This window comes from Prescottella soli (assembly GCF_040024445.1).
Classification (GTDB): domain Bacteria; phylum Actinomycetota; class Actinomycetes; order Mycobacteriales; family Mycobacteriaceae; genus Prescottella; species Prescottella soli.
Window position 1 is genome coordinate 4645004 of sequence record NZ_CP157276.1, and the last position, 11960, is coordinate 4656963.

Consider the following 11960-nt stretch of genomic DNA (forward strand, 5'->3'; position numbering starts at 1 on the left):
AGAGGACCGTGCCGTCACTGTCGCTATCAAAGCTGCTCCGTGTAGGTGAAGGTCGCATGGTCAAGCGGCTCAAGCACATCGCCGACCATGTCTCCTCCCTCTCTCCGGAGGTGGAGGCGCTGTCCGATGAGCAGCTGCGGGCCAAAACCGACGAGTTCAAGAAGCGTTACGCCGACGGCGAGACGCTCGACGAGATGCTGCCCGAGGCGTTCGCCGTCGCCCGTGAGGCCGCGAGCCGTGTGCTGAGCCAGCGCCACTTCGACGTCCAGGTCATGGGCGGTGCGGCGCTGCACTTCGGCAACGTCGCCGAGATGAAGACCGGTGAGGGCAAGACCCTCACCTGTGTGCTCCCGGCGTACCTCAACGCGATCTCCGGTGACGGCGTCCACGTCGTCACCGTCAACGACTACCTCGCCAAGCGTGACTCCGAGTGGATGGGTCGTGTCCACCGCTTCCTCGGGCTCGAGGTCGACGTGATCCTGTCCGGCATGACGCCCGCGCAGCGGCGCGACGCGTACGCGGCCGACATCACGTACGGCACGAACAACGAGTTCGGCTTCGACTACCTGCGCGACAACATGACGCACACGCTCGACGACCTCGTGCAGCGTGGCCACAACTTCGCCGTCGTCGACGAGGTCGACTCGATCCTCATCGACGAGGCCCGTACCCCGCTGATCATCTCGGGTCCGGCCGACGCGTCGAGCAAGTGGTACAGCGAGTTCGCGCGCATCGCGCCGCTGCTCAAGCGGGACGTCCACTACGAGGTCGACATCAAGAAGCGCACGATCGGCGTGCACGAGGGCGGCGTCGAGTTCGTCGAGGACCAGCTCGGTATCGACAACCTGTACGAGGCGGCGAACTCGCCGCTGGTGAGCTACCTGAACAACGCCATCAAGGCGAAGGAGCTCTACCAGCGCGACAAGGACTACATCGTCCGCGACGGCGAGGTCATCATCGTCGACGAGTTCACCGGACGCATCCTCGTCGGCCGTCGCTACAACGAGGGCATGCACCAGGCGATCGAGGCCAAGGAACGGGTCGAGATCAAGGCCGAGAACCAGACCCTGGCGACCATCACGCTGCAGAACTACTTCCGCCTGTACGACAAGCTGTCGGGCATGACCGGTACGGCCGAGACGGAGGCCGCCGAGCTGCACCAGACGTACGGCCTGGGCGTCATCCCGATCCCGACGAACCGACCGCTGGTCCGCGTCGACAACGGCGACCTGATCTACAAGACCGAAGAGGCCAAGTTCGACGCGGTCGTCGACGACGTCGTCGAGCGGCACGAGAAGGGCCAGCCGGTCCTGATCGGCACCACGAGTGTCGAGCGCTCGGAGTACCTGTCGCGGCAGTTCACCAAGCGGGGTGTCGCGCACAACGTGCTCAACGCGAAGTTCCACGAGCAGGAGGCGACCATCGTCGCCGAGGCCGGACGTTCCGGTGCCGTCACCGTCGCGACCAACATGGCCGGTCGTGGCACGGACGTCGTGCTCGGCGGCAACCCCGACATCATCGCCGACATCGTGCTGCGCAAGCAGGGCCTCGACCCGGTGCACAATCCGGAGGAGTACGAGGCGGCGTGGGACGGCGTCCTCGACAAGGTCAAGTCCGAGGTCAAGGACGATGCCGAGAAGGTCCGTGACGCGGGCGGTCTCTACGTCCTCGGCACGGAGCGGCACGAGTCTCGCCGGATCGACAACCAGCTGCGCGGTCGTTCCGGCCGCCAGGGCGATCCGGGTGAGTCCCGCTTCTACCTGTCGTTGGGCGACGAGTTGATGCGGCGGTTCAACGGCGCCGCGCTCGAGTCGATCATGACGCGCCTGAACCTGCCCGACGACGTCCCGATCGAGGCCAAGATGGTCTCCAAGGCGATCAAGAGCGCGCAGACGCAGGTCGAGCAGCAGAACTTCGAGATCCGCAAGAACGTCCTCAAGTACGACGAGGTGATGAACCAGCAGCGCACCGTCATCTACGCCGAGCGGCGCCGCATCCTCGAGGGCGAGGACCTCGAGGGCCAGGTCGAGGCGATGATCACGGACGTCGTCACCGCGTACGTCAATGGTGCCACCGCCGAGGGTTACGTCGAGGACTGGGATCTCGAGCAGCTGTGGACGGCGCTGAAGACGCTGTACCCGGTCGGCATCGACCACAACGAGCTCGTCGATTCAGCCGAGGCCGGCGAGTCGGACCTGGGCCGTGAGGAACTGCTCGAGGCGCTCCTGCAGGACGCGCGCGACGCGTACGCCAAGCGGGAGCAGCAGATCAACGAGATCGCCGGCGAGGGCGGCATGCGTGAGCTCGAGCGCCGCGTGATGCTGTCGGTGCTGGACCGCAAGTGGCGTGAGCATCTCTACGAGATGGACTACCTCAAGGAGGGCATCGGCCTGCGGGCGATGGCGCAGCGCGATCCGCTGGTCGAGTACCAGCGCGAGGGCTTCGACATGTTCACCGCGATGCTCGACGGTCTCAAGGAGGAGTCGGTCGGCTTCCTGTTCAACCTGCAGGTCGAGGCCGGGACCCCGCAGGGCGGCGGGGCGCCGGTGAGCGTGACGGCGGCGACCGCGGCCGCTGCGGCGGCGGGTGGTCCGGCGCTCTCCCAGCAGACGCCGCAGCCGCTGCCGTCGGAGCAGGCCGTCGCCGAGGAGAAGGCGCCGGTCGCGCTCCGGGCCAAGGGGCTCGACGACAACCAGCCTCGCGGGCTGACGCTGTCAGGTCCGGCGGAGGACGGCACCGCGCATGTCAGCCGCGTCGCAGGCGACTCCGACGCCCCCGCGGGCACCCGCCGGGAGCGCCGGGAGGCCGCCCGCGTGGACGCCAAGGCGAACAAGGCGCCCAAGTCCAAGCGCAGGCGCTGACCGCCGAGACCTAGGCGATCCGCAAGGACGTGATCGCCCAACCGGCCGGGTGTGCGCCGACGCCGCGTTCGATACGCGCGGCGACGGCGAACACCCGGCCGGCGCGGTTGTAGGTACCGAACACCTCGGCGGCGTCGGGTCGTACCGGGCGCACTCGAACGCGTTCGAGGGTGGCCGTCCCGAGTCGGCTTCCCGCGACGCCCGCGCGGGCCAGGGAGTGCACGACGTCCACCACCGCAGGTGTGGCCACCGTGCGCAGTTGGGTCGGTGTGCGACGGCGGTCCATCACTTCGAGCGTGAGACGCAAGGCCTGCTCGGCGAAGCGGCGGGCGTCAGGTGGTGCGGCCTCGTCGGGGGACACGGATCGTCGGGGTGACCGACCGCTGTGCGGGGACCGCCGCGCGGACGGCGACGCCGCCGAGGTCGGTGTGGTGCGGCACGGTGCAGGCGCGATGGCGTCGCTCGCCGGCGGCTCGAATTGTGGTGCCCGGGAAAGGAACCGGTGCGCAGTGTTCATTCTCTGACCTCTCCGGTACCGCGGTCGCATGTGCGGCGGTACCCGCGTCGACGTGTGCTGCCGCGTGGCGACAGCGGTTGGGGTCGACTCCGCGGAGAGGACGGAATCTGGCGCACAGCATGGCACGTCGGTCGGCGAAAAGCGAGAGGGGCGCACCGGTCGATCGGCTCGTCTCGCCATCGTGATCGGCGGGTCCTAGTGTGAGGGCGTGCGCGGATTGGTGCTGGACTTCGGCGGAGTGCTCGGCGGACCGGGTTCGGATCCGGGACTGATGGCCCGGGTCGTCGCGGACGCGCGCCGCCACGGGATACGCACCGCGATCCTGAGCAACGATCCGGGCGGGCCGGCGGCGCAGGGGCTGCGGGACCTGGCCGGTCCGTTCGTCGACGAGGTGGTGCTGTCGGGCGATGTCGGGATGGCCAAGCCGGATCCGAGGATCTACGCGTTGACCGCCGCCCGGCTCGGGCTGGATGCGGGGGAGTGCGTCTTCGTCGACGATCTGGCGACGAACGTGCACGGTGCCGCCGAGGCAGGCATGGTGGGGGTACATCACGCCGATCCGACGGTTGCGGTGGAAGAGATTGCGATCCTTCTCGATTCGGGCACGGACCGCGGATCGGGCGACGGCGATTCGGAAGATTCGCAGAGCAGGGGGCGTTGATGGCGAAGGCGACCAGGCTGACGACGCAGGACGCGTCGTTCTACTTCCTCGACGCGAGCAGCACACCGATGCAGATGGGTTCGCTCGCGATCCTGGAGTTGCCCGAGTCCGGGCTCGACTTCGAGGCCGTGTTGCGGCTGATCGAGAGTCGGCTGCACCTGGTTCCACGTTATCGGCAGAAGGTTCGCGAGATCGCGTTCGGGCTCGCGCGACCGGTCTGGGTCGACGACCCCGACTTCGACATCACGTATCACGTTCGGCGGTCCGCGGTCCCGTCGCCGGGGACCGACGAACAGCTGCACGACCTGGTGGCGCGGTTGACGTCCCGGCCGCTGGACACCACCAGGCCGTTGTGGGAGATGTACGTCGTCGAGGGGTTGGCGGACAACCGCTGTGCGGTGTTCACCAAGTCGCACTCGGCGCTCGTCGACGGGGAACGGGCACTCGAGATCAGCCAGGTGATCCTCGACGAGGAGGACGAACCGCGGCCCGCCACCGACGACCTGTGGATGCCCGAGCCGGCACCGAGCGAGGCGGCCCTCGTCGCCGGGGCACTGGCGCAACTGGTGTCGCAGCCGCGGGAGGGGCTCGAGACGCTCCGGATGACCCTGGGGGACATGTCGTCGGTGATCGACGGGGCGGCCGATGCGGTCGGCAAGGTCGCCGCTCTGGTCCGTACCGCTGCGCAGCCGGCCCCGTCGAGCCCGCTCAACGCAACCATCTCCCGCAACCGGCGGTTCACCGTGGCGCGGACCGATCTCGAGCGCTACCGGAAGATCCGCGCACGCTACGGCTGCTCGATCAACGACGTCGTCCTCACCGTGGTGGCGGGCGCGCTGCGGACCTGGCTGCTCTCGCGTGGGGAACCGGTGTCGGAGTCGACGACGGTGCGGGCCCTGGCGCCCATGTCGATCTGCGAGGCACAGCCCGGGACGAACGGGGCGAGCGTCATCGACGTGTGCGGCGACGACGAGGTGGGCCTGCCGCACGGGCGGACGTCGTCGTTCCTGGTGGATCTGCCTGTGGGCGAGCCGAATCCGGTGGTGCGACTCTCGCACGTCGCGCACGCGACGGAGGCGTTCGCGCGGCAGAGCCGACAGGTGACGGCACGGACGATGATCCGGTTGTCGGGCTTCGCGCCGGCATCGTTGCACGCGCGCGGGGCCCGCGTCGCCAGCAATCTGTCGCAGCGCATGTTCAACGTGATGGTGACCAATGCCCCCGGGCCGCAGATCCCGCTCTACCTGGCAGGGATGCGGATGGTCGAGATGTACCCGGTGTCGCCGCTGCTGAAGAATCAGACGCTCAGCATTGCGTTGACGTCGTACGACGGTTACGTCCACTACGGTTTGAATGCGGATCGCGACGCCATGACGGATGTGGACGTGGTTGCCGCGTCGTTGCACGAATCTCTCGAGGAGTTGGTGGATGCCAGTGGCTGAGTCGGTGTGGGTGCTGGTGGCCGGAGGTCGGGCGTGAGGGTCTACATTCCCGCGACCATCGCGATGCTGCGGCAGTTGGTCGACGAGCGTGAGTTGTCCCCGGTGAGCCGGACCGCCTTCGCGGTCACCCCGGCGCTGCGCGAGGCGTACCACTCCGGGGACGACGACGAACTCTCCGAGGTCGCGATGGCGGAGGCTGCGCGTGCGTCGCTGCGACTGATCGCGGCCGCCGCCCCGGAGGAGGGGGGAGACGGCGCCGCGCCGCACTACCGGCGCGCGGTGATCGCGGCGGACGTCGACGAGGTGAAGCCGCGTCCCGATCTCGACGACGCGGTCGTCCGGCTCGGCGACGTCGTGCGCCTCGCCCAGGTGGCGTCGGTGCACGTCGACCTCGCCGAGGCCGAGTCCGACGTCGAGAAGGCGGTCGCGGTGGTCGACGCCGCCGATCTCGGGGACGAGGACGCGGAGTTCGTGCTGGGAGACGCCGAGGACCACGAGCTAGCCTGGTACGCGACCCAGGAGCTGGCGTTCCTGCTCGAGCTGCTCTGACTCCGCTTGCGGATCCTTACTCGGGCTCACTATGCGGGCGCAACTTACGCGACCGTAGCCCATGACCTACGCTGGCCCTACTCACACGAGATGGAGGTCGGATGGGACTGAAGAGCTGGATCGAGGCGCCTGCGGCGAGGGTCGCGGGTTCGAACCGGTCCGTGGCTAACCTGGTGCGCGGTGCCGTCACCCGGTTGACGACGCCGCTGCTTCCCGACGACTACCTCCACCTGGTCAACCCGCTGTGGTCGGCGCGCGAGTTGCGCGGGCGGATCGTCGAGGTCCGTCCGGAGACGGCCGACTCGGCGACCCTGGTGATCAAGCCGGGGTGGGGTTTCGACTTCGACTACCAGCCGGGCCAGTACGTCGGCATCGGCATCCTCGTCGACGGCCGGTGGCACTGGCGCTCGTACTCGCTCACCTCAGCACCCAACGTCGACAACAAGCTGATCTCGATCACGGTCAAGGCGATGCCCGAGGGTTTCCTGTCGAGCCACCTCGTGACGGGCGTGCCGTCGGGCACGATCGTGCGGCTCGCGGCCCCGACCGGCAACTTCGCGCTGCCGGAGCCGCCGCCGCAGAAGATCCTGTTCCTCACCGCCGGCAGCGGTGTCACTCCGGTGATGTCGATGCTGCGGACGATGGACCGCCGCGGCGAGCTGCCCGACATCGTGCACGTCCATTCGGCACCCACCGAGGACGCCGTCATGTTCGGCGACGAGCTCACCCAGCTGCACGAGGCGCACGCGTCGTTCCGCCGCCACGTGCGGCACACGCGCTCGGAGGGCAAGTTCACGCTGTCCGAGCTCGACGAGGTGTGCCCGGACTGGCGGGAACGTCAGACGTGGGCGTGCGGCCCGCTCATGATGCTCGACGAGATCGAGAAGACGTGGGAGCGCGAGGGGATCGCGCCGCAGCTGCACCTGGAACGGTTCGCGGTGTCGCGGGCCGACCTGTCCGGCGAGGGCGGCACCGTCACGTTCGGTCGCTCCGGCAAGGAGGTCCAGGCCGACGGCGCGACGACGCTGCTCGAGGCCGGCGAGAAGGCCGGTGTGCTGATGCCGTTCGGCTGCCGCATGGGTATCTGCCAGACGTGCGTGGTGCCGCTCGAATCGGGACACGCGGTCGATCTGCGCAACGGCAAGGAGCACTCGGAGGGCGAGCGCATCCAGACCTGCATCTCGGCGGCGGCGGGAGACTGCACGCTGGACGTGTGAGTTTCCTGTGATCTCGGCGGCCGACAGGTCGTCGGGTGCCTATTTGCGCGTATCGTTGCGCACAGTGCCTCGCGTCGGTCGTCGACGCCTGTGAACTGTTCTATCCAACGGAGGACCCTCGGTGGCAATCACCGATATCAAAGAGTTCGCCCACCTCACCGATGTCGACATCGAAGCCCTCGGGCACGAGTTGGATGCGATTCGTCGCGACGTCGAGGAGTCTCGAGGCGTTCGCGATGCCCGCTACATCCGGCGCACGATCAGGCTGCAGCGTTCGCTCGAGCTGGGCGCCCGCGTGGCGCTGTTCGGCGGGCGACGTCGTCCCGTGTGGGCGGTGGGCACGGCGATGCTCTCGCTCGCCAAGATCATCGAGAACATGGAGCTCGGGCACAACGTCACCCACGGCCAGTGGGACTGGATGAACGATCCGGAGATCCACTCCACGACGTGGGAGTGGGACATGACCGGGCCGTCCGAGCACTGGAAGCGTGCGCACAACTACACGCACCACACGTACACGAACATCGTCGGGATGGACGACGACGTGGGATTCGGGATCCTGCGTATGACTCGCGACGAGAAGTGGCGGCCGATCAACCTGCTGCAGCCGATCGCGAACGTGATTCTGGCCGCGACGTTCGAGTGGGGCATCGCGCTGCACGACCTCGCGGCGCAGAAGAAGCTCGAGGGCGTCGAACCGGGGCAGTGGACTTCGGCGCCCAACAAGCAGTTCGCGGTCAAGATCGTCCGTCAGGTCGGCAAGGACTTCGTGCTGTTCCCGGCGCTGACCGGGCGGGCGTGGAAACACACGCTGGCGGCGAATGCGACGGCCAACCTGGTCCGGAACCTGTGGGCGTATGCGGTCATCTTCTGTGGGCACTTTCCGGACGGTGCCGAGAAGTTCACCGTCGAACAGTTCGCCACCGAGACGCGCCCGCAGTGGTACCTGCGGCAGATGCTCGGCAGCGCCAACGTCGACGCCGGTCCGGTGATGGCATTCCTGACCGGCAACCTCAGCTACCAGATCGAGCACCACCTCTTCCCGGATCTGCCGTCGAACCGGTACGGCGAGATCGCGGTGCGGGTGCGAGGGTTGTGCGAGAAGTACGACCTGCCCTACACGACCGGTCCGCTGAGCAAGCAATACCTGCTCGCACTGCGGACGATCCACAAGCTGGCGCTGCCGGACCGCTTCCTGAAGCGGACCTCGGACGACGCCCCGGAGACGTCGTCGGAGCACAAGTTCCAACTCAGTGGGTCCCGGATCGCGGAGGCGCTGCGGATCGACGCCGAGACCGGGCAGCGTCGCGGGCTGCTGTCGGCGCTGCGTGCGCACGCCGAGGTGCGGGTGGAAAAGCGTCGCGCACAGCGCCGAAAGTAGGCTAAAGTGACTTGCCTCACAGTCACACGGAGTTAACCTACGGTGGCGTAACTTACGGTACGGTAGGCGCGTGGCGATTACGGACATCAAGGAGTATGCGCATCTGACGGATGCCGACGTCGAGGCCCTCGGGCGCGAGCTCGACGCCATCCGTCGGGATGTCGAGGAGTCGCGCGGCGAGCGCGACGCCCGCTACATCCGCAACACCATCCGACTGCAGCGCGGACTCGAGATCGGTGGCCGCGCCGTGCTGTTCGGCAGCCGCAAGCGGCCCCTGTGGTGGCTCGGCACCGGCATGCTCGGCGTCGCGAAGATCATCGAGAACATGGAGCTCGGGCACAACGTGATGCACGGGCAGTGGGACTGGATGAACGATCCCGAGGTCCACTCCGCGAGCTGGGAGTGGGACAACGTCGATCCGTCGGCGCACTGGAAGCAGACCCACAACTACCTGCACCACAAGTACACGAACATCCTGGGTATGGACGACGACGTGGGATACGGCCTGCTGCGCGTCACCCGCGACCAGAAGTGGCGGCCGTTCAACTACGGCAATCTGGCGTACAACGCGGTCCTCGCGCTGCTGTTCGAGTACGGCATCGCGATCCAGCTGCTCGAGCTGGGCCGGGTGGCGGCCGGCCGCGACGACCGCGAGTACACCAAGCGGAACGCGAAAGAGGTCGGCGCGAAGATCGCCAAGCAGACCCTCAAGGACTACGTGGTCTACCCGGCGCTCACCGGCAAGGCGTGGAAGACGACCCTCACCGCGAACCTCACGGCCGGCGTCATCCGGAACCTGTGGACCAACGCGGTGATCTTCTGCGGTCACTTCCCGGACGGGGCCGAGAAGTTCACCAAGGCGGACGTCGACAACGAGACGCACGCCGAGTGGTACCTGCGGCAGATGCTCGGCAGCGCGAACATCTCCGGCGGTCGGGTCATGGACTTCATGACCGGCAACCTCAGCTACCAGATCGAGCACCACATCTACCCGGACCTGCCGTCCAACCGGTACGCAGAGATCGCGGTCAAGGTGCGGGTGCTGTGCGAGAAGTACGACCTGCCGTACACCACCGGTCCACTGCCGGTGCAGTACGCCAAGGCGTGGCGCACCATCGCCAAGCTGTCGCTGCCGAACAAGTACCTCAAGGACACGTCCGACGACGCCCCTGAAACGGCGTCGGAACGCAAGTTCGGTGGCAACACCACCGCGACGATCGACCCGTCGACGGGCCGCCGCAGCGGCCTGCTCTCGGCGATCAAGGCATCGAAGAAGCGCCGCGGCCTGCGCGCACTGGTGTCGCGCTAGAACGATGGACGCCCGGATTCCCGGGGTGGCACATACCGATCCGGTGTCAGCCACCACGGGGATCCGGGCGTACTTGTCTGGCCGGCGACCGTGCCGACTTCCTGCGCTCGGCGGGCGCGCCGCCGGGACAGTACAGTTGACGAACAGCGTCTGGTCGACTTGGTGTGGGAACGGAGCGGACGATGGACTCGTTCTGGGATTTCTTCTGGCTGGTCTTCGCGTGCTTCGCGTTCGCGGCCTATGTGATGGTGCTCTTCTCGATCCTCGCCGATCTGTTCCGGGACCACCGGACCCCCGGCTGGGGGAAGGCCGTGTGGGTCGTGGTCCTGTTCGTCCTTCCCGTCATCGGCGAGGTGGTGTACCTGATCGCGCGCGGCCACGGCATGGTGGACCGCGCGGCGGCCGCGGACCGGCATTTCCGGCAGGCCGAGGACGACTACATCCGGCAGGCGGCGGGCAGGTCGTCGGAGCGCGACCTCGCGACGGCGAAGTCGCTGCTCGACTCGGGAGCAATCACCGACGAGGAGTACCGAGTTCTCGAGGCACGCGCCCGCCGCGTGGGTTGAGAGCGCATCCGATCCAAACAGGTTGTCCGTTGGAAGGGACACCGTATTGACCCCACGGTGACCCTCCGCGAATCGTGGTGCCCGTCACACTGGATCGAAGTGAAGGGCGACTCATGACCATCGCAGGACTACCCACCGACACGGTGTCGGTGACCCCGGACCCGTTCGCCCCCGCAACCCTGGGACCGGTTCGACTCCGCAACCGCATCATCAAGGCCGCCACGTCGGAGGGACGGTCCCCCGAGGGACTCGTCACGGACGACCTGATCGACTTCCATCTCGGCTTCGTTCGGGGCGGCGTCGGCATGACCACGGTCGCGTACTGCTGTGTCGCTCCCGAAGGAGCCAGCGCGCCCGGACAGATCCTGATGAGCCGCAAGGCCCTGCCGGGTCTGCGACGGCTGACCGACGCGGTCCACGACGCGGGCGGTGCCATCGCCGCCCAGCTCGGTCACGCCGGTGTGGTGGCGTCGAAGAAGATCACCGGCGTGACGGCAATGTCGCCGAGCCGGGTGATCAACCCGTCGTCGCTCGAATACTGCCGGGAGATCACCGCATCCGAGATTCGCCGCGTCATAGACCAGTTCGGCGAGGCGGCCGAGATCGCCGTCGAGGCGGGCTTCGACGCGGTCGAGCTGCACTTCGGTCACCTCTACCTACCGAGCTCGTTCCTGAGCCCACTTCTCAACCGCCGCAAGGACGAATACGGCGGCACCATCGACAACCGGTCCCGGCTGGTGCGGGAGATCGCGCAGCGGGTGAGGGAGGTCGTCGGTGACCGGATCGCGGTCACCGCCAAGATCAGCATGGACGACGGGATCCGCGGCAGCATCTGGCTCTCCGAGTCCCTGCGGACGGTGCAGCTCCTCGATCAGGACCGCAACCTCGACGCCATCGAGCTGACCCAGGGGTCGTCGTTCTTCAAGCAGATGTACCTCTTCCGCGGTGACGTCCCCGTCGACGAGTTCGCGGCCGTGATGAAGGAGCCGTTCAAGACCGGCGTCCGGCTGTTCGGCAAGCGGGCGCTGGGCACCTACCCGTACGAGGACCTCTACATGCTCGAATCGGCCCGCCAGTTCGTTCCGGTCGTGGCGAACACACAACTGATCCTGTTGGGCGGCATCAACAACTACGACCACATCGCGACCGGTATGCGTGAGGGCTTCGGCTTCGTCGCAATGGGCCGCGCGCTGCTGCGGGAGCCGGACCTGATGAATCGGATCAAGGCCGACCACAGTGTCTCCGGCCGCTGCAACCACAACAACAAGTGCATGTACACCGTGTACGGGCGCACGCACTGCGTGCTCGACCCGGACAGCACCCACAGCGCGGCCGGGTCCGCCGCGTCCACCTCGTTCACCGCGGACCGGTCGAAGGAACTGCCGATCACACCCGCGTGATCCGACGCGCGCAGACGGCGAGGCGCCCGCCCCGAAAGTTGGGGCGGGCGTTGCGCG

Annotated in this window: 10 protein-coding genes; 9 read left to right on the top strand and 1 reads right to left on the bottom strand. The window is 67.6% G+C overall.

The window, feature by feature from the left end:
* The first annotated feature begins 56 nt into the window (after nt 1-56).
* Nucleotides 57-2861 carry a preprotein translocase subunit SecA gene (gene secA, locus ABI214_RS21580; RefSeq protein WP_408586253.1) on the top strand — a complete coding sequence of 935 codons (2805 nt, stop codon included), beginning with the start codon at nt 57-59 and terminating at the stop codon, nt 2859-2861.
* Nucleotides 2862-2871: 10 nt separating this feature from the next.
* Here the strand turns inward: secA and ABI214_RS21585 are convergent, their stop codons facing one another.
* Complete coding sequence (locus ABI214_RS21585) at nt 2872-3222, bottom strand: Rv3235 family protein (protein WP_280761271.1); 351 nt, start codon at nt 3220-3222, stop codon at nt 2872-2874.
* A 364-nt stretch (nt 3223-3586) separates the two neighbouring features.
* Between ABI214_RS21585 and ABI214_RS21590 the strand changes: the two genes are divergently transcribed.
* The 8 genes from ABI214_RS21590 (at nt 3587) to ABI214_RS21625 (ending at nt 11903) form a co-directional block, all read left to right on the top strand.
* Nucleotides 3587-4039, top strand: coding sequence for an HAD-IA family hydrolase (locus ABI214_RS21590; RefSeq protein ID WP_348604500.1), 453 nt, complete (start codon nt 3587-3589; stop codon nt 4037-4039).
* Entirely contained in the window at nt 4039-5481 is a 1443-nt protein-coding gene (locus ABI214_RS21595) for a WS/DGAT/MGAT family O-acyltransferase (protein WP_348604501.1), read from the top strand. The genes ABI214_RS21590 and ABI214_RS21595 overlap by 1 nt, the downstream gene beginning before the upstream one ends.
* Nucleotides 5482-5514: 33 nt before the next feature.
* Complete coding sequence (locus ABI214_RS21600; RefSeq protein WP_408586256.1) at nt 5515-6030, top strand: DUF6912 family protein; 516 nt, start codon at nt 5515-5517, stop codon at nt 6028-6030.
* 101 nt (nt 6031-6131) lie between these two features.
* The gene (locus ABI214_RS21605; RefSeq protein WP_348604502.1) at nt 6132-7247 is read left to right on the top strand and encodes a ferredoxin reductase; all 1116 of its coding nucleotides are present in this window, start codon (nt 6132-6134) and stop codon (nt 7245-7247) included.
* A gap of 121 nt (nt 7248-7368) precedes the next feature.
* Nucleotides 7369-8628 (top strand): fatty acid desaturase family protein, encoded by a 1260-nt coding sequence (locus tag ABI214_RS21610; protein WP_348604503.1) that lies wholly within the window; start codon nt 7369-7371, stop codon nt 8626-8628.
* 70 nt (nt 8629-8698) lie between these two features.
* Nucleotides 8699-9937 (top strand): fatty acid desaturase family protein, encoded by a 1239-nt coding sequence (locus tag ABI214_RS21615; protein ID WP_348604504.1) that lies wholly within the window; start codon nt 8699-8701, stop codon nt 9935-9937.
* Between the two features lie 182 nt (nt 9938-10119).
* Complete coding sequence (locus ABI214_RS21620; protein WP_348604506.1) at nt 10120-10503, top strand: SHOCT domain-containing protein; 384 nt, start codon at nt 10120-10122, stop codon at nt 10501-10503.
* A 113-nt stretch (nt 10504-10616) separates the two neighbouring features.
* On the top strand, nt 10617-11903 hold the full coding sequence (locus ABI214_RS21625) for an NADH:flavin oxidoreductase (RefSeq protein WP_348604507.1): 1287 nt from the start codon (nt 10617-10619) through the stop codon (nt 11901-11903).
* The last annotated feature ends 57 nt before the right edge of the window (nt 11904-11960 follow it).

Bases quoted from the DNA above. Each gene is read 5' to 3' on its own strand.
- secA (WP_408586253.1), top strand. From the start codon at position 57: ATGGTCAAGCGGCTCAAGCACATCGCCGACCATGTCTCCTCCCTCTCT.
- ABI214_RS21595 (WP_348604501.1), top strand. From the start codon at position 4,039: ATGGCGAAGGCGACCAGGCTGACGACGCAGGACGCGTCGTTCTACTTC.
- ABI214_RS21625 (WP_348604507.1), top strand. From the start codon at position 10,617: ATGACCATCGCAGGACTACCCACCGACACGGTGTCGGTGACCCCGGAC.
- ABI214_RS21605 (WP_348604502.1), top strand. From the start codon at position 6,132: ATGGGACTGAAGAGCTGGATCGAGGCGCCTGCGGCGAGGGTCGCGGGT.
- ABI214_RS21620 (WP_348604506.1), top strand. From the start codon at position 10,120: ATGGACTCGTTCTGGGATTTCTTCTGGCTGGTCTTCGCGTGCTTCGCG.